The sequence below is a fragment of the Actinomycetospora chibensis genome (genome assembly GCF_028737215.1).
GTDB lineage: Bacteria > Actinomycetota > Actinomycetes > Mycobacteriales > Pseudonocardiaceae > Actinomycetospora > Actinomycetospora chibensis.
Genome location: NZ_JAQZAM010000027.1, coordinates 42,029 through 62,856, shown reverse-complemented (window position 1 = coordinate 62,856; position 20,828 = coordinate 42,029). Strand labels below are relative to the sequence as shown.

The following is a 20,828-nucleotide window of genomic DNA, read 5'->3' as shown; positions in this document are numbered from 1 at the left end:
TTATCCCCGCGCGGCCACCGCGAATCGGCCGAGCGGGCGCCGTCCGAGCGGAGCGGGTGGGGCTCAGGCCGTCGCGGTGTTCGACAGGCCGAGCAGCTCCACGGACTCGGCGCGCATCTCGACCTTGCGGACCTTGCCCGTGACGGTCATCGGGAACTCGTCGACGACACGGACGTAGCGCGGGATCTTGTAGTGCGCGAGCCGGCCCTGGGAGAACTCGCGCAGCGCCTCGGCCGTCAGCGGTTCCGTGCCCGGCTTCTGGCGCACCCAGGCCATGATCTCCTCGCCGTACCGCTCGTCGGGTACCCCGATGACCTGGGCGTCGACGATGTCGGGGTGGGTGTAGAGGAACTCCTCGATCTCGCGCGGGTAGATGTTCTCCCCACCGCGGATGACCATGTCCTTGATGCGGCCCGTGATGTTGATGTAGCCCTCGTCGTCCATCACACCGAGGTCGCCGCTGTGCATCCAACGGGCGCGGTCGATGACCTCGGCGGTCTTGTCGGGCTGCTCCCAGTACCCGAGCATCACCGAGTACCCGCGGGTGCACAGCTCGCCGGGGGTGCCGCGCGGCACGGTGCGCCCGGTCTCCGGGTCGACGATCTTCGACTCGAGGTGGGGCATGGTGCGCCCGACCGTCGACACCCGGCGGTCCAGCGAGTCGTCGACGCGGGTCTGGGTCGAGACGGGGCTGGTCTCGGTCATGCCGTAGGAGATCGCGACCTCGCTCATGCCCATCCGCTCGACGACCTGCTTCATCACCTCGATGGGGCACGGCGAGCCGGCCATGATCCCGGTGCGCAGGCTGGTGAGGTCGTAGGACTCGAAGTTCTCCAGGCCCAGCTCGGCGATGAACATCGTCGGGACGCCGTAGAGCGAGGTGCAGCGTTCCTGCGCGACCGCCTCGAGCGTGAGCGTGGGGTCGAAACCGGGCGCCGGGATGACCATCGTCGCCCCGGAGCTGGTGCAGGCGAGGTTGCCCATCACCATGCCGAAGCAGTGGTAGAAGGGCACCGGGATGCAGACGCGGTCGACGTCGGAGTAGCCGATGAGCTGTCCGACGAAGAAGCCGTTGTTGAGGATGTTGTGGTGCGACAGGGTCGCGCCCTTGGGGAAGCCCGTCGTCCCGGACGTGTACTGGATGTTGATCGGGTCGTCCGGCGTCAGCTCCGCCTGCACCGCGCGTACGCGGGCGACGTCGGAGGAGCGGTCGAACAGGCCCGCCCACTCGTCGGAGTCGATGATCACGACCCGCTGCAGGGCCGGGCGGTCGCCCCGGACCTCATCGATCATCGCCGCGTAGTCCGAGCTCTTGAAGCTGCGCGCGGCCACCAGCAGCGACACCCCGGCCTGGTCGAGCACGAACGCCAGCTCGTGGGTGCGGTACGCAGGATTGATGTTGACCAGGATCGCGCCGATCTTGGCGGTGGCGTACTGCAGCAGCGTCCACGGCGAGCAGTTCGGCGCCCAGATGCCCACCCGGTCGCCGACGGCCACCCCGAGCTCGAGCAGGCCCAGCGCCAGCGCGTCGACCTCCGCCACGAACTCCGCCCACGTGTACCGCTCGCCGCGGGTGCGGTCGACCAGGGCCTCGGCGTCCGGACGGGCGCCCGCCGTGCGGTCGAGGTTGTCGCCGATCGTGTCCCCGAGCAGGGGGATGTCGGACGTCCCCGACGTGTAGCTGGGCACGAGGGGCTGGGCTGGCGCCGTCACGAGAGACCTCCGGGGGCGAGCTCTGTGGTCCCGGCCACGATGTCACGTCGACGCGTCGATCGTCACCGGCCGATCGCCTCCGCCGAACGGGATCGCGACGCCGCGATGAGTTCGCGCCCCGGCGGCCGTCCACCTCTCGCATCACCGACCCGAGAGGCAGGCCCCATGCGATCCCCCCAGCGCCGCTACATCGACGAGTTCCTGCCCCACGTGGCGGCGGAGCGCCGCGACCTCGCCGACCAGCTCGAGACCCTCGACGACGCGGCCTGGGCGACCCCGTCGCTCTGCGGGGCGTGGACCGCGCACGACGTCCTCGCGCACCTGACCTTCTCGGTCGAGGAGACGACCCTGCCCCTGCTCGTCGAGGTCGTCCGGGCCCGCGGCGACATGAACGCCGTGTTCGACCGGGAGGCCCGCGAGCGCGCCGCCGCCCTGAGCCCGGCGGCGCTGCTCGAACGGTTGCGGGCCACGGCCGACGACCCGCACCGGCTCGGGCTCAGCGGGCCCACCGACCCGCTGGACGACGTCCTGGTCCACGGCCAGGACATCGCCCGGCCCCTCGGCCTCGTGCGCCCGATGCCCGTCGAGCGGGTGCTGCTCGTGATCGACGCCTGCTGGGGCAGCCCGGTGTGGGGCACGAAGAAGCGGTTCGCGGGCGTCCGCGCCGTCGCGACCGACGCCGACTGGGCGCGCGGCGAGGGCCCCGAGGTGCGGGGGCCGATCGGCGAGCTGCTGCTCGTCGCCACCGGCCGCGCGGCGGGCCTGGAGGCGCTCTCGGGCCCCGGTGCGGCCGAGATCGCCCGGCGGACGGCGCCGAGCCCGCAGCGCTCGTAGCCGGTTAGCGGTGCAGCCGCGTGGTGCGCTCGGTGGTCGCGACGACGCGGCCCCGCTTGACCACGGCGCGGCGGTGCGCGCGGTCGAGGAGGGCGTCGGTGGCGGTGGGCGCGGCGAGCAGGACGAGGTCGGCGACGGCGCCGACACGCAGCCCGTGCTCGTCGCCGATCCCGAGCATCCGCGCGGCGTCGTCGGTCGCCATCCGGATCAGCGTCGCCAGGTCGTCCGGGCCGCCCAGGTGCGCGGTCTGGGCGAGGAACAGCGCGATCTCGAGGACGTCGGCGTTGCCGAACGGGGTGAAGCCGTTGCGGATGTTGTTCGACGACAGGCCGGTGCGCACGCCCGCGTCGAGCAGGTCGCGCACCGGGGCGATCCCGCGGCGCACGTTCGCGTCGTCGGAGCGCCCGCCCAGGTGCACGTCGGTGGCCGGGAGCACCACGACGGCGACGCCGGCGTCGGCGAGGTCGGCGATGGTGCGCTTCCGCGCGTCGGCGCCCAGGCTCGCCAGCGACGTCATGTGCCCGACGGTGACCCGGCCCGCCATGCCGTGGGCGCGGGTGCGGTCGGCGATGTGTCCGGCGAGGGCGTAGCGGGGGTCGGAGGTGTCGTCGGCGAAGTCGGCGTGCAGGTCGACGGGCACCCCGAACCGCTCGGCCAGCGCGAACACGCGGTCGATGTGATCGCGGCACTCCTCGGGCGTCGCCTCGGAATAGCTGCAGCCGCCGACGACGTCGGCACCGGCGCGCAGGCCCGCGACGAGCAGGTCCTCGGTGCCCGGGCTCTGGAGGACGCCCTCCTGCGGGAACGCGACGACCTGCAGGTCGACGAGGTCGGCGTGGGACTCCCGGAGCCCGAGCAGCACCTCGAGACCGAGCAGCCCGACGACGGGGTCGACGTCGGCGTGGGCCCGGATCGCGGTCGTGCCGTGCACGACCGCCTGCTCCAGGACCTGGGCGGCCCGCGCGCGGACCCCCTCTCCTGTGAACCCGCGCTTGAGCTCCCGGGTGACCTCGACCGCTCCCGCGAGCGTGCCGTCGACGTTGGGCTTCTCGGCGTCGAGCAGCGCCTTGTCGAGGTGCAGGTGCGGCTCGACGAGCCCGGGGATCACGGCGTCCCCGGCGCAGTCGATGGTCTCCCGGTCGGCCGCGTTCCGATCGGCCGCTCCGATCGCCACGATCCGCCCGTCCTCGACGGCGATGTCGACCGGCGCGTCGCGGCCGGTCACCCGGGCGTCCCGCAGCAGCAGGTCCGTCATCCGCACGCTCCTCGGGCTCGTCCGACACCGGGCACGATGGCGTCGCGCAGGAGTGCCCCCACGATGCTGGGACGATGCGGGTATGTCCGGACCCCAGCCCGTGACGGTCGACGGCGCCGCGCTGAGCGCCGACGACGTCGAGAAGGCCACCGAGACCCTCGTCGCCACGCTCGCCGACGCCGACGAGGCGGGGTGGTACGGCGCGCTGGAGGTCGAGCGGCCGTGGTCGTCGCACAACCCGCGCCTCGACGGCGAGTTCGCCCGCGCGGGCGCCATCCACCGCTACCTGTGCCGCGAGCTCGCGTCCCTGCTCGTCCTCGGGGCGCGGATCACCGCGCGGGCGTCGCGCCCGCAGCCGCCGTTCGACGACCCCGCGTTCTTCGCCGCGCTCGACGAGGACCGCGTCGACATCCGGGCCAAGAAGCTCTTCCTGTTCTCCCCCGAGCGCATGGCGCTCTCGGTCGACCGGATCGGGCACTACACCGGCACCCCGGCCGCGGCCTTCCAGCGCCACGTGCTCTTCACCAACTACGCGATGCACGTCGAGGCGTTCCTCGAGCGCTTCCCCGACGCGGACCGGCCGGCGCGCGACGGCATGCAGATGCCCGCCTACCACCACCGCACCGAGGCCGGCGACGGCGTGAGCCTCGTGAACATCGGGGTCGGGCCGGCCAACGCCAAGACGGCGACCGACCACATCGCGGTGCTCCGGCCCGACACGATGATCATGATCGGGCATTGCGGCGGGCTGCGGAACCACCAGCAGAAGGGCGACTTCGTGCTGGCCACCGGCTACCAGCGCGCCGACCACGTCCTCGACGACGTGCTGCCCCTCGACGTGCCGGTGGTGCCCAACCACCGGCTGAACACGTTCCTGCTCGACGCGCTCGCCGCCGCCGGCCGCCCCTACCGCCTCGGCATCGTGCACACGACCGACAACCGCGACTGGGAGTTCAACCAGCAGGCCGCACTGCGCGCGATGCGGCTGAGCCGCAGCGTCGCCGTCGACATGGAGTCGGCGACGATCGCGACCAACGGCTTCCGCTACCGCGTCCCCCACGCCACCCTGCTGTGCGTCTCGGACAAGCCCCTGCACGGGTCGCCGAAGCTCGCCGCCGGCGCCCAGGAGTTCTACGAGGCCTCCAAGCGCCACCACCTCGACCTCGCGCTGACGGCCCTGGACTCGGTGCGCCGCGAGCACCCCGAGGGCCTGCCCGGCCAGGAGATCCGCGCCGTCGACGAGCCCCTCTTCGGCGGCCCGCCGGACCTGTGAGGCGCCTCCTGCGCACGTGAGCGACATGGGTCGCCATGACGACCCGGACCACTCACCTGCGACGCCGTCGCATCGGGTGCACCGCGACCTCGGTGGCCTTCACCGCGAACCACAGCTCGTCGCCGGGCTCGACGCCCAGCTCGGCGATGGCGGCCGGGGTGACGTCGGCGGCCAGCCCGTCGACCCACGCCGGGCCGCGCTCCGAGGCGCCGGCGCGCAGCCGGACGACCTCGCCCTGCGGCTCCATCGCCGCGAGCCGCACCGGCACGACGTTGCGCGGGCTGCCCGCGGGGCGCTCACGGTGCACGGCCACCGAGCGCGGCGCGAACACCGCGACCGCCGGCTCGCCGTGGTCGAGAGGCTCCGAGGCCGCGCCGGAGACCAGGGTCCCGTCGGAGGCGTGGAGCCCGCCGGCGCCTGCGGTGCCGGTGACGAGGTCGAGGCCGGCGATGCGGGCCGCGAACCCCGAGCGCGGGCGGGCGAGCACCTCCGCGGTCGGGCCCTGCTCCACGACGTCGCCGTCGGCCAGGACGACGAGCCGGTCGGCGAGGACGACGGCGTCGAGCACGTCGTGGGTGACGAGGAGGACGGTCTGGCCTCCCACGACGCTGTCGCGCACGACGCGGCGCAGCAAGGCCCGGACGGCGGGCGCCGCGTCGACGTCGAGGGCGGCGAAGGGTTCGTCGAGCAGCAGCAGGTCCGGCTCGACGGCCAGCGCGCGGGCGATCGCCACCCGCTGGGCCTGCCCACCGGACAGCTCGGACGGGCGGCGGTCGGCGAGCTCGGCGACGCCCATCTCGGCGAGCCAGCGGTCGGCGACCGTCCCCGCGGCCCGTCGGCCCTGCCCCGCGCAGCGCGGGCCGAAGGCGACGTTCTCGCGCGCGGTCAGGTGCGGGAACAGCAGCGCCTGCTGGCTGAGCAGCCCGACCCGCCGCCGGTGGACGGGCACGGCGACGCCCGCCGCGGTGTCGGTGAGGACCCGGTCGGCCAGGGTCACGGTCGCCGACTCGGGGTCGAACAGGCCCGCGAGCGTCCCGAGCAGCGTCGACTTGCCCGACCCGTTGGGCCCGAGGACGGCGACGACCTCGCCGGGCGCGACCTGAACGGCGACGTCGAGGGTGAAGCCGCCACGGCGGGTGGTGACGCGGGCGGTGAGGCCTGCGGTGCGCGCGGTGTCCGCGGTGCGCGCGGTGTCCGCGGTGTCCGCGGTGTCCGCGGTGTCCGCGGTGTCCGTGCGAAGGGCACCATCGACCGTTCTATCCGGCTCACGGTGCCCTTCGCGCGACTCCGGCCCGGCTCCCGCGGCGCTCACCGGACCCCGCTCGCGTCGCGGGTCCGGGTGCCGACGATGACGACGACGGCCACGACGACGAGCAGCAGGGAGAGCGCGACGGCGGAGTCGAGGTCGTCCTGGGAGTCCAGGTAGATCAGCAGCGGGAGGGTGCGGGTGGTGCCCTGCAGGCTGCCGGCGAAGGCGACGGTCGCGCCGAACTCCCCGAGGGCGCGGGCGAAGGCCAGGACGGCGCCGGAGACCAGGCCGGGCAGGACGACGGGGAGGGTGACGCGGCGCAGGGCGGTCATCGGCGAGGCGCCGAGGGTCGCGGCCACCGCCTCGTAGCGGTCGCCCGCGGTGCGCAGCGCACCCTCGAGGCTGACCACGAGGAACGGCATGGCGACGAAGGTCTGGGCGATCACCACGGCCGCGGTGGAGAACGGCACGGTGATCCCGAACCAGGCGTCGAGCAGCTGCCCGACCGGCCCGGTGCGCCCGAGAAGGAACAGCAGCGTCAGACCGCCGACCACCGGCGGGAGGACCAGCGGCAGCAGGACGATCGAGCGGAACACGGGCAGGCCGGGCAGGTCCGACCGCGCGAGCACGAGCGCGAGCGGGGTCCCGAACAGCAGGCACAGCGCCGTCGACGTCAGCCCCGTCTGCAGCGAGAGCCGCAGGGCGTCGAGGGCGGCGTCGCTGGTGACGAGCGAGAGGAAGTTCGGCCAGTCGGCCCGCAGCACCAGCCCGGCGACCGGGACCGCGATCAGCCCGAACCCGACGACCGCGGGCACCCACACCGGCCACGGCAGGGCGTGCCCCGCCGAGCCGGTGCGGCTGCTGCGGGGGCGCGGAGACGCGGGGACGGCGCGTGTCACTTGAGTTGGAATCCCGCCTGGGTCAGCGCGACGTCGCCCTGGGGCCCGGTGACGAACCGGATCCAGCTGTCGGCGAGGTCGGCGTTCTGGCTGCCGGTGACCGCGCCGATGAGGTAGCTCTGCGCCGCGCCCTGGGCGGTGGCCTGCGGGAAGTCGATCCCCTGCACCTGCCCGTCCGCCGACCTCACGTCGGTGACGTAGACGAGGCCCGCGTCGACGTTGCCGGTGGTGACGCGCTGGAGCACGGAGCGGACGTCCTGCTCCTCGCTGACCGGGTCGAGGGTGACGCCGGCGGCGCGCTCGGCGGCCTCGGTGGCGGCGCCGCACGGCACGGCCGGCGCGCAGACCGACTCGGTGACCTGCGGGCCGACCAGGGACGGCAGTCCGGTGATCTGCTTCGGGTTGCCGGGCCGGACCGCGATCTGGAGCTGGTTCGCCGCGTAGGTGACCGGCTGGCCCTGGATGCGGCCGGCCTGCTGCGCGGTCTGCATCGTCTTCGTGCTCGCGGTGGCCAGCACGTCGGCGGGCGCGCCCTGCACGATCTGCTGGGCCAGCGTGTCCGAGCCGCCGAAGTTGAGGCGGATCTCGGTGCCCGGGTCGGCCTGCTCGAACTGGGTCTTCAACCGGCCGTAGACGTCGGTGAGCGACGCCGCGGCCGAGACGGTGAGCGTGCGGGACGGGGGCGCCTGCTGCTCGCCTCCGGACCCCCCGCATGCCGCGACGCCGAGAGCGACGGCGGCGACCAGGCCGGCGAGGACGCGCCTGCGGGCGCGGGTCACGCCATGCCTCCGGGTGTCTCGACGATGATGTGCGTCGCCTTCACGACCGAGACCGCCAGCGAGCCGACCTCGAGCCCGAGCTCCTCGACGGCCTCGGTGCTCATCAGCGACACCACCCGGTGCGGCCCGCACTGCATCTCGACCTGCGACATGACCTTGTCGCTGGCGATCGCGGTGACGAGGCCGACGAAGCGGTTGCGGGCCGAGCGCCCGATGCCCGAGGGGTCCGGGACGCTGTGGGCCTGCGCGCGGGCGAACGCGGCGAGGTCCGCCCCGGCGATGACCTTGCGGCCGCTCGCGTCGATCGAGACCGGCAGGGCGTCCCCGTCGGTCCACCGGCGGACGGTGTCATCGCTGACGCCCAGCAGTCGGGCGGCCTCGGCGATCCGGAAGTGCGTCACGTCCGGGGAGTCTAGAGCCGCCGATGCGCCTGTACACCCCCGGACCTCGCCGCAGGTCCGGGACGGCGCCCGCAGCAGACCCGGCGACGGGCGTCACTGCCCTCGCGCGCAGGCCGAGAGCGGTGGGATGGTGCGGGGGTGGACTTCGCACCCAGTGCCGCGGCGCAGGACTACACCGACCGCATGCGGGCCTTCCTCGACGAGGCCGTGCTGCCCGCCGAGAAGGTCTACGAGGAGTGGCGGGAGGAGCGGCGCGGGACGACCGCCGAGCACGAGCTGCCGCCGATCGTCGAGGACCTCAAGGCCGAGGCCCGGCACCGGGGCCTGTGGAACCTCTTCCTGCCCGACGTCTCGGGCCTGTCGAACCTCGAGTACGCGCCGGTCGCCGAGGTGTCGGGCTGGTCGCCGGTCATCGCCCCCGAGGCGATCAACTGCCAGGCGCCGGACACCGGCAACATGGAGACCCTGCACCTGTTCGGCACGCCCGAGCAGAAGCAGAACTGGCTCGAGCCCCTGCTCGCCGGCGAGATCCGCTCCGCGTTCGCGATGACGGAGCCCGCAGTCGCCTCCTCGGACGCCACCAACATCACCACCTCGATCCGCCGCGAGGGTGACGAGTACGTCATCACCGGCAAGAAGTGGTGGATCTCCGGCGCGTCCGACCCGCGCTGCCAGATCTTCATCGTCATGGGCAAGACCGACGTCGACGCCCCGACGCACCGCCAGCAGTCGATGGTGCTCGTCCCCCGGGACACCCCGGGACTGACGATCAGCCGCGCCCTGCCGGTGTTCGGCTACCAGGACCAGCACGGGCACTGCGAGATCGAGCTCAACCAGGTCCGCGTCCCGGTGGAGAACCTCCTCGGCGAGGAGGGCGGCGGCTTCGCCATCGCCCAGGCGCGCCTCGGCCCCGGCCGCATCCACCACTGCATGCGCCTCATCGGCATGGCCGAGCGCGCGGTGGACGCCATGGTGCGGCGGGCGAACGAGCGCGTCGCGTTCGGCAAGCCGCTGTCCGAGCAGGGCGTCGTGCGCGAGCAGATCGCCGAGAGCCGCATCGAGATCGAGCAGGCCCGCCTGCTCGTGCTCAAGGCCGCCTGGATGATCGACAACGTCGGCTCGCGCGGCGCGGCCACCGAGATCGCGGCCATCAAGGTGATCTGCCCGCGGATGGCGTGCAGCGTCATCGACCGCGCGATCCAGATCCACGGCGGCGGCGGGGTGTCCGACGACTTCCCGCTGGCCTACGCCTACTCCTGGGCGCGCGCCCTGCGCCTGGCCGACGGCCCGGACGAGGTGCACCTGCGCTCCGTCGCCCGCCAGGAGATCAAGGCGCACGGGGGTCAGGTGCGGGCCGGGCGGGTCGGCGCGGGCGAGAACAGGCCCAGCCGCCAGGCGTGGCTGACCGCCTGCGCGCGGTCGCTCGCCCCGAGCTTGCGGAACAGGTGCCCGGTGTGGGACTTGACCGTGTGGTCGGACAGGTAGAGACGCCGGCCGATGTCGGCGTTGGTCAGCCCGCGACTGACGCCGATGAGCACCTGCACCTCGCGCACGGACAGCTCGAGACGTTGCTGGGCCTCGAGGTCGACCACCACGTCGCGCAGGCCCCCGTCGCTGACGATCTCGGCGGCGGGGGCGCCCGCGGGGCGTGGCACGAGGTCGTCCCCGGCCGCCGTCGACGCCACGCTGCGCACCAGGGTGCGGATCATCGCGCGCGGGGCGTCCCAGCGCAGGAAGCCCGCGGCCCCCTCCGCGAGGGCCTGCTGGGCGGGCGCGTCGGCGCCCGCCGACCCCGCCACGAGCACGGCTGTGCCCGGCACGTCGGCGAGGACGCGGCGCACGACCGCCAGCCCGGACGGCTCGGACTCGGAGATCCCGACGACCGCGAACGCCCGTGGCGTCGCGGCGAGGCGTGCGAGCAGATCGTCCGCGTCCCGGGCAGCGGCGACCGGGTCGGGAGCAGCGACGGCGCGGACGAGCAGCCGCAGGCGACGGCGGTCCTGCGGCCGCTCGTCGTGGACCACACAGGTCGCGCCGGTCCCGCCGTCCTCCCCCACCCCGGTAGAGGTACCTCATCGGGGTGATGTTCGGCGCGTCGACGCGCGGCGCGACGATCAAGGGAATGACAGGGATGTAAGTCGCCGGATCGGCTATCACCCACATGCGTCTCCTGTGTTTCGCTTGTCGACGCAGCGTCCACCTCCTTGCATGGGCGTCGACCGTCCTCCACTCGCGGGGACACCGAGGCCTGAGGAGTGCCCATGCCGGGTCGCCGTGTCCTGCTCGCCGCGCTCGCGGTGGGCGCGGCCCTCGCGGCAGGCCTCATCGCCCCGTCGGCCTCCGCCCTGCCGTCGAGCGAGTCGTGGGCCGCCGAGCTCGCAGTGGACGGCGGCGACGACAGCAACGTCGTCGTCCGCGACGAGGCGGTGCGCCTGATCGACCTCGCGCCGCGCCGGACGTCCACCGGTGACGCGCCGGCCGAGGGCGACCTGCTCCTGGCCCCGCGCCGTCCGGCCGCCGTCACCGACCGGGTCGCGGCCGAGGTGACCGCCGACGTGCCCGCGGGCGCGCAGGTGATCGTCGCGGTTCGCGGCATCCGGGACGACGGCACGTGGGGCGAGTGGGACGAGGCGGAGGCGGGCGACCCGGCGCAGCTCTCCGAGCTGACCTCGGAGATCCAGGTCCGGATCACGCTGGTCGCGTCGGCCGACGGGCGGAGCCCGGCCCTGCGCCGCCTCTGGCTGACCGCGGACCGCTCCCCCGTCGGCTTCGGCGTCCCGGCCCCGGCCACCGCGCTCACGTCCCGCGTCTTCGCGACCCGGATCGGGCTCGTCGGCAACGACACGGCCAACGGCCACGAGGTCGAGCGCAACGACCGCTTCGTCGCCCTGCCCTCGCGCCGCGGCCTGAGCCCGCGCGGCGGCGGCGACTACACGGTGCGCGTCTGCGCCACCGCGACGCGCTGCACCTGGGCGCCGGTATGGGACGTCGGGCCCTGGAACACGCGCGACGACTACTGGAACCCGCCGGAGCTGCGCCGGGCCTTCGCCGACCTGCCCCGCGGACGCCCCGCCGCGGAGGCCGCCTTCGTCGACGGCTACCGCGGCGGCCGCGACGCCACCGGACGCCGCGTGACCAACCCCGCCGGCATCGACCTCGCCGACGGCACGTTCCGCGACGACCTCGGCCTCAACGACAACGCCTGGGTCACCGTCACCTACCTCTGGACCGGGCGCGGCCCGTCGGGCACGGCGCTCGACCGCGACACCCGGCTCGACGTCCGAGCGGCCCCGGCCGCCGACGCCGCGGTCGTCGGCTCCGTCGCTCCGCAGGCCCGCATGTCCTACGAGTGCGCGGCACAGGCCGCGGGCGGGCGCACCGGTGTCGGCACCCGGTGGATCCGCCTCGGCACCGCCCAGTACGTCCCGGCCGAGCTCGTGGAGGCACGCGATGTCCCGTCCTGCTGATCCCGCCGTGCGGGGCGGCGCGCTCGCCGTCGCCGCCGGGGCCCTCGGTCTCGCCGTCGTCCTCGCCGTCCCCGCCGCCGCGAGCACGCCGACGCCCGGCGAGAGCTGGTCCGCCGAGATCGCCCTCGAGGGTGGCGACGACCGGGGCGTCGTGCTCACCGACGGCGCCGTCCGGCTCGACGGCGTCCCGAACGGCGAGGTCGTGCTCGCGCCGCGCCGCACCCTCGGGCTCGTCGACGGCATCGCCGGCGTCCCCGCGGTCGACGTCCCCCGCGGTGCCGCCGTCGTCGTCGAGGCCCGCGGCCTGCAGCGCAACGGGCGCTGGGGCGACTGGGTGCGGGTGCCCCGCGACGGCGCCGCCGACCTCGGCGACCCGACCGGCGAGATCGGGATCCGCATCCTGATGCGCCGCGCCGACGGCGGCGAGAGCCCGGTGCTGCGCGGGCTGTGGCTGACGACCACGGCCGCGGCCCCGCCGACCAGCGTGACCACCCGGACCTCGACCGTCACCGTCTCGCCCAGCACGCGGCCGACGACCACGACCACCGAGCCGACGACCACCACCACCCGGCCGACGACCACCACCACCCGGCCGACCACGACCACCACGACGCCGACCACCGAGCCGACCACCGAGCCGACCACGACGACCACGTCGGCGACGCCCACGAGCACGACGACCACGGCGCCCCCGTCGACGACGACCACCCCGCCGTCGAGCACGAGGACGACCACGTCGGCCACCTCGACGACCACGTCCGAGCCCGAGCCGACCACCGAGCCCGAGCCGACCACCGAGCCCGAGCCGACCACCGAGCCCGAGCCGACCACCACCACACCGACGAGCACCACCACGACGACTACGACGACCACGACCACCCCGCCGGTCATCCCGCCGCCGGGGCTCGTGCCGCCGGGGTTCGTGCCTCCGGGCCTCGTGCCTCCGGGCCTGCCCACGACGCTGCCGGTGCCCGTCCCCGTCGCGGCGTCGGACGCGGGCGACACGAGCTCGTGGTGGGGCTCGGACCTGATGGGCTGGCTGGCGCGGGCGTTCTGAGCCAGGCCCGGGTGGAGCGAGGGTCACCCCGAGTGCGTCAGACGCAGCGAAGGACGCCCTCGCGCCGAACTCGGGAACCGCGCCGGGTGGAGCGAGGGTCACCCCGAGTGCGTGGTGCGCAGCGAAGGACGCCCTCGCTGCCGCACCGGGCGCGCGTCAGCCCGGAACGCCGACCGTCTGGGCGGTGAGGACGCCGTCGACGTCGCGCACGCCGATCAGGCTCACGCGGGTCCCGCGGGGCAGGGCCGTCACCGGACCCGGCCGCGGCTCCTGGTCGACCACGCGCGTGGCGGGCGAGGTGCGCACCGCGATCAGCCTCCCCTCCGGGGTGCGGACGGCCAGCAGCCCGTCGGACGTGCTCTCGATCGTGCCCACGAGCGGCGTGCCCTCGCCCGCGGGCGGAGCGCAGGTCTCGCACCCGACGGCGAGGTGGCGGTCCGCGATCACTCCGCCCACGCCGCCGAGGACGAACGCCGTGAGCACCGCCAGGCCGATCACCCAGCGCCGCGGGCGCCGGCGTCGCTCCGGCGGGGGCAGTGGAGGCAGGGGCTCCCCGCGGGGGTCGGTCTCGTAGTCCGCGGGCAGGTAGTCGTCGCGGGGGTCGTCCGGGTCGTCGGGGTGGTCCGGGTACCCGTCCCGCCCACTCACGGCCGCGGCTCCTCGGCGTCGCGCGGGACCAGGACCCGGTCGCCGAGGCGGAGGCCCTCGCGCACCTCGATCGAGGTCGCGTCGGCGATGCCGGTGGTGACGGTGACGAGCCGGTTCGGGCCACGGCCGTCGGGCGGGGGCGTGAGGACGGTGCCGCGGTTCGGGCCGGTGGGCCGCACCGCCGACGGCGGCACCACGAGCACGCCGACGGCGCGGCTCACGAGGATGCGGACGTCGGCGGCCTGGCCGACGCGCATCGTCTCCGGCGGGAGCGACGTGGCGACGGTGACGCCGTAGGCGCCGTCCGGACCGGGCGCGGGCTCGACGCCGACGACCTCGCCGAACACCGTCGGGCCGACCCCGTCGACGGCCGCGGCCGTCGCCTGACCCGGAGCGACACGGGCGACGTCGCGGGGTGCGACCGAGGCGCGGACGACGAGGGCGCCGAGGTCGGCGAGGCGCACGAACGGTCGGCGGCTGAGTGCGTCGTCCGGGGTCGGCGCGCCGGCGAGCACGCGGTCGCCGACCTGCCCGGCGACGGCGGTCACCGTGCCGTCGCGCGGGGCCCGCAGGACGGTGCCGTCGAGGACGCGGGTGGCCTCGGCGAGCTCGGCCCGGTCGCGAGCGGCCGTCGTCTCGAGGCGCCCGAGCAGGGCCGGGTCGGAGGGGACGGCGTTGCGGGCGGCCTGGAGGTCGCGGACGTCGGTCGCGACGGCGACCTGGGCGGCGCTGACCCGCGCACGGGTCGGCCCGTCGTCGAGGGTGGCGAGCACGTCCCCGGCGCGGACGACGGCGCCCGGCACGACGGGGATCGTCGTCACCGTGCCGCTCACCGCGAACGACACCTCGGCCTCGCCCGCGCTGCGGACCGCACCCGGCACGCGGACCTCGGTGACGACGTCGGCCCGCACGACGGGCACCACGGACGCCGACGAGCCGGCCAGCAGCTGCGGTTGACGCAGCAGGGTCCAGGTGCCGGCGACCCCGGCGACGAGCAGGAGCACGAGCACGGTCGGCAGCAGCCAGCCCAGGCGGCGCCGACCGGTGGACATGGTCGCTGACGGTAGTGGGCGGCGACGCCCCGTCCGGGGAACCGCTCGCCCGGGCGTGTCAGAGGGGCCGGCAGGGCGTCATTCGGCGATCGCGACGGGGTGTCCCGCCGTCCGGGGGCTGCGGGCGCCGTAGACGTGTGGGCGCCCGGCCCGCCGGGCATCCCGCGACCTCAGAGGCCGGTCCGGCGCCGACGGCGCGCCTCTCCGAAGGGACCGTTTCTCCGCACCGCACACCGCAGCTGCGATCTTCTCGCGACGCGATGTCCGCATCTGCGGAGAGGGGATCCGACCTGCGGAGACGCCGACCACTCGCGGTCGTCGACGCGGTTAGGGTGGGAAGTGATGAGCGTTCTCGACCTCGGTGTGCCGGCCGTCCCCGGGTCCGCCACCGCCACCACGGACACCTCAGGGCGGCCGGACGACGCACGTCTGGTCGACTCGTGGGGCCGGGTGGCCACCGATCTGCGGGTGTCGCTGACCGACCGCTGCAACCTGCGCTGCACCTACTGCATGCCCGCCGAGGGCCTGGAGTGGATGCCGAGCGAGGAGGCACTCACCGACGACGAGGTTGTGCGCCTCGTGCGCGTCGCCGTCGAACGTCTCGGCGTGCAGGAGATCCGGTTCACCGGCGGCGAACCCCTCCTGCGCAAGGGCCTCGAGGACATCGTCGCGGCCACCGCCGCGCTGACGCCCCGGCCCGAGATGTCGGTGACCACCAACGCGCTCGGCCTCACGCGCCGCGCGGCCGGCCTCGCGGCTGCGGGGCTCGACCGGGTCAACGCCTCCCTGGACACCTTGCGGCGCGACCGCTTCGCCGAGATCACGCGGCGCGATCGGCTCGACGACGTCCTCGCAGGCCTGCGGGCCGCCCGCGAGCACGGCCTCGACCCCATCAAGATCAACACGGTGCTCATGCCCGGCCTCAACGACGACGAGGCGCCCGACCTGCTGGCCTGGGCACTCGAGGAGGGCTACGAGCTGCGCATCATCGAGCAGATGCCCCTCGACGCCGGGCACTCGTGGCAGCGCGACCGCATGATCACCGCGGAGCAGATCCTCGCCTCGTTGCGCACACGGTTCACGCTCTCCGACGACCCGGCCGAGCGCGGTGGCGCCCCCGCCGAGCGCTTCCTCGTCGACGGCTGGACCGGTCACGACGGCACCCCGGCCAAGGTCGGCGTGATCGCCTCGGTCACCCGGCCGTTCTGCGGCAACTGCGACCGCACGCGGCTCACCGCCGACGGCCAGGTGCGCAACTGCCTGTTCTCGCAGACCGAGAACGACCTGCGACGGTTCCTGCGTGGCGGTGGCTCCGACGAGGAGATCGCCGACGCGTGGCGCGTGGCCATGTGGGGCAAGAAGCCCGGCCACGGCATCGACGAGCCCGGGTTCCTGCAGCCCGACCGGCCCATGAGTGCGATCGGAGGATGATGGGCGCACCCACCGCTCCCACCACCGCCACGACGGCCCCGCCCATCGGCGTCACCGTCCGCTACTTCGCCGGGGCCAAGGCCGCCGCCGGCACCCGCAGCGAGGACGTCACGGTCCCCGCCGGCGCCACCGTCGACGACCTGATCACGGCGTTGGCCGCCGACCACGGCGAGGCGCTCGCGCGCGTGCTCGCCGCCGCCAGCTTCCTGCTCGACGAGGTGGCCGTGCGCGACCGGACCCTGGTCCTCGCCGAGGGCGCGGTCGTCGACGTCCTGCCGCCCTTCGCCGGCGGCTGACCGCCACGCCGCGGCCCACCGAGGTGTTCTCCGGGACATGAGCATCGTCCACGACACCCCTCTCGGGCCGCTGCACCTCGACGCCTCACCGCGCGGGCTGACGCTGCTCGGGTTCTCCCCCGCAGCGTCCGACGAGCCGCGTGACGCGGACGCCGAGCGCGTCCTCGACCTCGCCCGTCGCGAGATCGACGCCTACTTCGCGGGCACGCTGCGGGAGTTCACCGTCCCCGTCGACCTCGACGCCCACCCCGCGTGGGACCGCCGGGTGCTCGACGGCCTGGCCTCGGTCGGCTACGGCGAGACCGTGAGCTACGGCAAGCTCGCCGCCGCGGTGGGCCTCGAGCCCGTCGACGCCCGACGGGTGGGCGGGGCGATGGCCCGCAACCCCGTCGCGATCGTCGTGCCGTGCCACCGCGTGGTCGGCGCCGACGGCAGCCTCACCGGCTACGCGGGCGGGCTGGAGCGCAAGCGCACGCTGCTCGATCTGGAGTCCCGGGACACGCTGCTGTTCTGATCCGCCGCTCAGTAGCCGCGACGGAGGCCCGCCAGCTCCTCGAGCACCAGGCAGACGTCGTCGACGTCCTCGACCTCGTACGGCGCCTCGGCCGCGACGCCGATGACCACGTCGTCGGCACCCGGCTCGTGGTCGAGGCCCACGGCGACGACGGCCGTTGCGCCGACCTCGTCGCGGAGCGCGGCCACGCCCTCGGGGGCGACGACGCGGGCGCCGCCCTTGGCGCCGGACAGGAACATCAGCTCGGCGACCTCCTCGGCGGGCCGCTCGGACACCACCGCCACCGTCGTCCGGTGCAGGGCGATGAGCACGTTGAGCGCCTCGGAGGACTGCTGCTCCGCGCGCGCCTCCGCGGGGTCGCCCTCCTCCGCGGCGAGCGCGCCGTCGAAGGCGCAGGCCACGAGCAGGGTCGGCGTCTCCGCCACCCGGCCGAGAGCACTCCAGAGGGCGTCGTCCGCCGCCATGGCCACCTCCTCGGGCGAGGCCCTGATCAGCCTGGCATGACGTTGACGGCGTGGTCCAGCGCCGCCCAGAGGTACTGCGTGGCGTAGGCCCGGTACGGGCGCCAGGCCTCGGCGCGGGCGACGAGGTCGCGGTCCTTCCCCGGCAGCCCGAGGCGTTCCGCGGCCACCCGGATGCCGAGGTCGGTGGGCAGGAACGCGTCGGGGTCGCCGAGGGCGCGCATCGCCACCGAGTCGACGGTCCACGGGCCGATCCCCGGCAGCGCGCCGAGCGCGGCACGGGAACCGGGGACGTCGGCCGGGTCGAGGACGACCTCGCCGTCGGCGAGGGCGGCGACGAGCGTGAGCAGCGTCCGCCGTCGGGTCCGGGGCATCGCCAGCTCGTCGGGATCGACGGCTGTGAGGGCGGGCGAGGACGGGAAGAGGTGGGTGAGCGTGCTGCCGGGACCCGCGAGGCCGTCGGGCAGCGGCGTGCCATACCCGCGCACGAGCCGGCCGGCGTGGGTCCGGGCGGCGGCGGTGGAGACCTGCTGCCCGAGGACCGCGCGCACCGCGAACTCCTCGGGGTCGGGCGCGCCGGGGACCCGCCGGCCCGGCGCGGCGTCGACCAGGGGGGCCAGCACGGGGTCCGCGCGCAGGGTGTCGTCGACGATCACCGGGTCGGCGTCGAGGTCGAGGAGGCGCCGGGCGAGCCACTCGGCCGCGTCGAGGTCGGCGTCGTCGGTGAGGGTCAGGGTGGCGTCGATGCCGGCGTCGCCCGGCCGCAGCGAGACCACCCCCGGCCCGCCGGGCAGCGCGAGCGTGCGGCGGTAGGCGCCGTCGTGCCACTCCTCGACGCCGGGCACGGCCGTCGCGACCAGGTGGCCGAACAGGTTGTCCGGGCACAGCGGCGCGGTGAAGCCGAGCGTCCGGTGCACACGCGCATGGTGTCCGATCGCTCCAAGCCCCGCGCCGCGGGCGTCCCTACGGTGACGTCCATGCCTCCGCGCCTCGCCGTCGTCGAGCTCGTCGTCTCCGACATGGCCGCCTCGCTCGCCTTCTACCGCCGCCTGGGCCTCGACGCGCCGCCCGAGGCCGACACCGCGCCCCACGTCGAGGTCGAGCTCGCCGGCGGGCTGCGCTTCGCGTTCGACACCGTGGACACCGTCCGGTCGTTCGACCCGTCCTGGACGGAGCCGTCGGGCGGGCCCCGGCGCTCCGTGGCGTTCGCGTGCGACTCCCCCGCCGAGGTCGACGCGCTCTACGCCGAGCTCGTCGGGGCCGGGTACCACGGCGCGCTCGAGCCCTGGGACGCGTTCTGGGGCATGCGCTACGCCGTCGTCGACGACCCCGACGGGGCGCCGGTGGACCTGTTCGCGGCGCTACCGCAGTAGGAGCTCCGTCGGCGTGGTGTCGGCGAGGGTGCGGACCTCCCGCGCGAGATGCGGCTGGTCGGCGAAGCCCTCGACGGCAGCCACCTCGGCCCACGGCGTACCGGTGCGGGCCCGGGCGAGCGCGCGCTGCAGGCGCAGGATGCGCCCGAGGTGCTGGGGGCCGTAGCCGAACACCGGCAGGCAGCGCCGGTGCAGCGTGCGGGTGGTGGTGCCCAGCGCGTCGGCGAGCCCGGCGACGTCGGCGCCCCGTGCCAGGGCGGTGAAGACGCGGGCGCCGAAGGGGTCGTCGCTCGCCGGGACCGCACCGGCGACGTCGCCGAACGCCCGCACGGGGTCCTCGGCGGCACGCTCGGCGAGCTCCTGCGCGGCGGCCTCGGACCACACCGCGTCGAGGGGCACCGTGGTGTCGCGCAGCTCGTCGGCGCGCACGCCCAGGCTCGTCGGCCCGCGCCCGTGGGAGAAGCGCAGGCCGACGTGACGCGCGCCGCCGCCGTCGTGGTGGCGGGCGCCGGCGTCGGGGCCGGCGACGACGAGCGCGCGCCCGTTCCAGATCAGGTCGAGGCACCCGTCGGGCAGGATCGTCGTCGCGCCGCCGTCGCTCGCCCAGAGCACCATCCCGGGCCCGATCGGCCGCTCGCGGTAGCCCTCCACGCCCTCCATGGTGCCCCGCAGTGGAGCGAGGGTCACCCCGGCTGCGTGGGACGCAGCGGAGGCGTCCCTCGCTGCGACAGCCGACCGGCGCTCAGCCGACGAGGTCGCGGTACGCGCGCCAGTGCCCGGCGGGAGTCTCGACGGAGCGGGCGGCCAGGACGGCGTGGGCGACGGCGCGGGTGACGCAGTCGGCGCCGGCGGTGAGCAGCTCCTGCACCGCGGCGAGGTCGGGGGCCGGGCGCCGGGTGGTCGCGAGGCCGAAGAACGTGTCGCCGTCGGTCATGCCGTGGGCGGGGCGCACGGCACGGGCGAGGCCGCTCTGCCCGACCGCGGCGAGCTTCGCGCACTGGGCGACGGTCAGGCCGGCGTCGGTGGCGACGACGCCGATCGTGGTGTTCAGCGTCGGGGGCGCGGCAGCCTCGCGCAGGGCCGCGAGCAGCGCGGTGCGGTCGCCGGGCAGGGCCGGGGGCTCGACATCGCCGGCGTGGAGGTGCCGGGCGGCCCACAGCTCGCCGGTGGCCGGGTCGACCGCCGAGCCCGCGGCGTTGGCCACCACGAGGGCGGCCACCACCGTGCCGTCCGAGAGCACCGACGACGCGGATCCGACCCCGCCCTTGAGCCCGCCGACGACCGTGCCGCAGCCGGCGCCGACGACCCCCTGCGCCGGCGGCGCATCGGTGCAGGCGGCGAGCGCCCGTGCCCCGGTCTCCGCCGTGGGACGGGCCGTGAACCGGCCCCCGCGCCCGAGGTCGAACACCACCGCGGCGGGCACGACGGGCACGACCTCGCCCGGTCCGGGCCCCACGGGGAAGCCACGCCCGGCGGCCCCGAGCGCGTCGGCCACCCCGGAGGCGGCGGCGAGCCCGTAGGCGCTCCCGCCGGTGAGCACCACGGCGTGGACGCGCTCGACGAGCGTGCGCGGGTCGAGCGCGTCGGTCTCGCGGGTGCCGGGGCCACCACCGCGGACGTCGACGCCCGCGACCGCGCCCTCGGGGCCGGGCAGCACGACCGTCGTCCCCGACAGCGCGCCCTCGCCCTCGAGGTCCGCGTGCCCGACCTGCAGGCCGGGGACGTCGACGATCGTGTTCGTGGGGCCGAGGTGCACGCACCGACCCTTTCAGACACCGCCGGCGCGGTCGTTCCTGCTCTGATCAGGTGGAGGTGATCACGCCGGTGATCACGAGGTGCTCCCTCGTCGAGGGTGGGTTCTCCTCGGCGTCCGTCGTGCACGTTCGCGGTCCTGATGATGACTTCCTCGAGGAGGCTCCGGGCTCCGAGGCGTCGGAGTCGGGTGGCGGGGATGCTTCGGTTTCCGAAGCGTCCGGTGCGGAGGAGTCGGGTTCCGGAGGTGTGAGCGACTCCAGCGACCTCGGGGACGATTTCCTGGAGGTCCCACCCGGGCCCAACCTGGGCGCCCGGTAGACGCGCAGAGGCCCTCCACCCGGCGCGGGTGGAGGGCCCCTGGGCGTCGCGGA

At 75.2% G+C, this 20,828-nt stretch carries 21 protein-coding genes and 1 pseudogene; 9 read left to right on the top strand and 13 right to left on the bottom strand.

Annotated features, from left to right (window positions below; translation table 11 throughout):
• Positions 1-63 precede the first annotated feature (63 nt).
• Positions 64-1,713 carry an AMP-binding protein gene (locus PH189_RS27645; RefSeq protein ID WP_274192078.1) on the bottom strand — a complete coding sequence of 550 codons (1,650 nt, stop codon included), beginning with the start codon at positions 1,711-1,713 and terminating at the stop codon, positions 64-66.
• A 165-nt stretch (positions 1,714-1,878) separates the two neighbouring features.
• Between PH189_RS27645 and PH189_RS27640 the strand changes: the two genes are divergently transcribed.
• Positions 1,879-2,547: a maleylpyruvate isomerase family mycothiol-dependent enzyme gene (locus tag PH189_RS27640; protein WP_274192077.1), complete on the top strand. Its 669-nt coding sequence runs from the start codon at positions 1,879-1,881 to the stop codon at positions 2,545-2,547.
• Between the two features lie 4 nt (positions 2,548-2,551).
• Here PH189_RS27640 and PH189_RS27635 read toward each other — a convergent pair whose 3' ends face one another.
• Positions 2,552-3,802, bottom strand: a complete 1,251-nt coding sequence (locus tag PH189_RS27635; protein ID WP_274192076.1) for an amidohydrolase family protein — start codon at positions 3,800-3,802, stop codon at positions 2,552-2,554.
• 82 nt (positions 3,803-3,884) lie between these two features.
• Here PH189_RS27635 and PH189_RS27630 point away from each other — a divergent pair, with 82 nt between their 5' ends.
• Positions 3,885-5,075: a phosphorylase family protein gene (locus PH189_RS27630; RefSeq protein WP_274192075.1), complete on the top strand. Its 1,191-nt coding sequence runs from the start codon at positions 3,885-3,887 to the stop codon at positions 5,073-5,075.
• Between the two features lie 52 nt (positions 5,076-5,127).
• Here PH189_RS27630 and PH189_RS27625 read toward each other — a convergent pair whose 3' ends face one another.
• The 4 genes from PH189_RS27625 to PH189_RS27610 form a co-directional block, all read right to left on the bottom strand.
• Positions 5,128-6,387 (bottom strand): sulfate/molybdate ABC transporter ATP-binding protein, encoded by a 1,260-nt coding sequence (locus tag PH189_RS27625; protein ID WP_274192074.1) that lies wholly within the window; start codon positions 6,385-6,387, stop codon positions 5,128-5,130.
• Positions 6,384-7,157, bottom strand: coding sequence for an ABC transporter permease (locus PH189_RS27620; protein ID WP_274192082.1), 774 nt, complete (start codon positions 7,155-7,157; stop codon positions 6,384-6,386). The genes PH189_RS27625 and PH189_RS27620 overlap by 4 nt, the downstream gene beginning before the upstream one ends.
• Positions 7,158-7,219: 62 nt before the next feature.
• Complete coding sequence (modA, locus tag PH189_RS27615) at positions 7,220-8,002, bottom strand: molybdate ABC transporter substrate-binding protein (RefSeq protein ID WP_274192073.1); 783 nt, start codon at positions 8,000-8,002, stop codon at positions 7,220-7,222.
• Positions 7,999-8,403, bottom strand: a complete 405-nt coding sequence (locus tag PH189_RS27610) for a TOBE domain-containing protein (RefSeq protein WP_274192072.1) — start codon at positions 8,401-8,403, stop codon at positions 7,999-8,001. Before PH189_RS27610 ends, modA begins: the two co-directional genes overlap by 4 nt.
• Before the next feature lie 138 nt (positions 8,404-8,541).
• Here PH189_RS27610 and PH189_RS27605 point away from each other — a divergent pair, with 138 nt between their 5' ends.
• The gene (locus PH189_RS27605; RefSeq protein WP_274192071.1) at positions 8,542-9,888 is read left to right on the top strand and encodes an acyl-CoA dehydrogenase family protein; all 1,347 of its coding nucleotides are present in this window, start codon (positions 8,542-8,544) and stop codon (positions 9,886-9,888) included.
• On the opposite strand, the pseudogene PH189_RS27600 reads toward PH189_RS27605, so the two are convergent.
• Positions 9,858-10,112 (bottom strand): annotated as a pseudogene (locus PH189_RS27600) (LuxR C-terminal-related transcriptional regulator); the annotation flags it as partial. The gene PH189_RS27605 and the pseudogene PH189_RS27600 overlap by 31 nt on opposite strands.
• Before the next feature lie 552 nt (positions 10,113-10,664).
• On the opposite strand from PH189_RS27600, the gene PH189_RS27595 reads away from it, so the two are divergent.
• Positions 10,665-11,870, top strand: a complete 1,206-nt coding sequence (locus PH189_RS27595) for a hypothetical protein (RefSeq protein WP_274192070.1) — start codon at positions 10,665-10,667, stop codon at positions 11,868-11,870.
• Positions 11,854-12,927 carry a hypothetical protein gene (locus PH189_RS27590; RefSeq protein WP_274192069.1) on the top strand — a complete coding sequence of 358 codons (1,074 nt, stop codon included), beginning with the start codon at positions 11,854-11,856 and terminating at the stop codon, positions 12,925-12,927. The genes PH189_RS27595 and PH189_RS27590 overlap by 17 nt, the downstream gene beginning before the upstream one ends.
• Positions 12,928-13,083: 156 nt before the next feature.
• On the opposite strand, the gene PH189_RS27585 is transcribed toward PH189_RS27590, so the two are convergent.
• Positions 13,084-13,575 carry a hypothetical protein gene (locus tag PH189_RS27585; RefSeq protein ID WP_274192068.1) on the bottom strand — a complete coding sequence of 164 codons (492 nt, stop codon included), beginning with the start codon at positions 13,573-13,575 and terminating at the stop codon, positions 13,084-13,086.
• The gene (locus PH189_RS27580; RefSeq protein WP_274192067.1) at positions 13,572-14,627 is read right to left on the bottom strand and encodes an efflux RND transporter periplasmic adaptor subunit; all 1,056 of its coding nucleotides are present in this window, start codon (positions 14,625-14,627) and stop codon (positions 13,572-13,574) included. The genes PH189_RS27585 and PH189_RS27580 overlap by 4 nt, the downstream gene beginning before the upstream one ends.
• A gap of 342 nt (positions 14,628-14,969) precedes the next feature.
• Here PH189_RS27580 and moaA point away from each other — a divergent pair, with 342 nt between their 5' ends.
• The 3 genes from moaA to PH189_RS27565 are packed head-to-tail and all read left to right on the top strand — an operon-like array spanning position 14,970 to position 16,868.
• Positions 14,970-16,058, top strand: coding sequence for a GTP 3',8-cyclase MoaA (moaA, locus tag PH189_RS27575; RefSeq protein WP_274192066.1), 1,089 nt, complete (start codon positions 14,970-14,972; stop codon positions 16,056-16,058).
• Entirely contained in the window at positions 16,055-16,354 is a 300-nt protein-coding gene (locus PH189_RS27570; RefSeq protein ID WP_425550183.1) for a MoaD/ThiS family protein, read from the top strand. Before moaA ends, PH189_RS27570 begins: the two co-directional genes overlap by 4 nt.
• Positions 16,355-16,391: 37 nt before the next feature.
• Positions 16,392-16,868 carry a methylated-DNA--[protein]-cysteine S-methyltransferase gene (locus PH189_RS27565; RefSeq protein ID WP_274192065.1) on the top strand — a complete coding sequence of 159 codons (477 nt, stop codon included), beginning with the start codon at positions 16,392-16,394 and terminating at the stop codon, positions 16,866-16,868.
• 8 nt (positions 16,869-16,876) lie between these two features.
• Here the strand turns inward: PH189_RS27565 and PH189_RS27560 are convergent, their stop codons facing one another.
• Both PH189_RS27560 and PH189_RS27555 read right to left on the bottom strand, forming a co-directional pair.
• A complete protein-coding gene (locus PH189_RS27560) occupies positions 16,877-17,332 on the bottom strand; it encodes an HAD family hydrolase (protein WP_274192064.1) in 456 nt (151 codons plus the stop codon).
• 26 nt (positions 17,333-17,358) lie between these two features.
• Positions 17,359-18,246: a DNA-3-methyladenine glycosylase family protein gene (locus PH189_RS27555; protein WP_274192063.1), complete on the bottom strand. Its 888-nt coding sequence runs from the start codon at positions 18,244-18,246 to the stop codon at positions 17,359-17,361.
• A 60-nt stretch (positions 18,247-18,306) separates the two neighbouring features.
• Here PH189_RS27555 and PH189_RS27550 point away from each other — a divergent pair, with 60 nt between their 5' ends.
• Positions 18,307-18,702, top strand: coding sequence for a VOC family protein (locus tag PH189_RS27550; protein ID WP_274192062.1), 396 nt, complete (start codon positions 18,307-18,309; stop codon positions 18,700-18,702).
• Here the strand turns inward: PH189_RS27550 and PH189_RS27545 are convergent.
• Entirely contained in the window at positions 18,691-19,389 is a 699-nt protein-coding gene (locus PH189_RS27545) for an AraC family transcriptional regulator (protein ID WP_274192061.1), read from the bottom strand. The two genes, PH189_RS27550 and PH189_RS27545, sit on opposite strands and share 12 nt — an antisense overlap.
• Before the next feature lie 55 nt (positions 19,390-19,444).
• Positions 19,445-20,458, bottom strand: coding sequence for a P1 family peptidase (locus PH189_RS27540; protein ID WP_274192060.1), 1,014 nt, complete (start codon positions 20,456-20,458; stop codon positions 19,445-19,447).
• Positions 20,459-20,828: the final 370 nt, after the last annotated feature.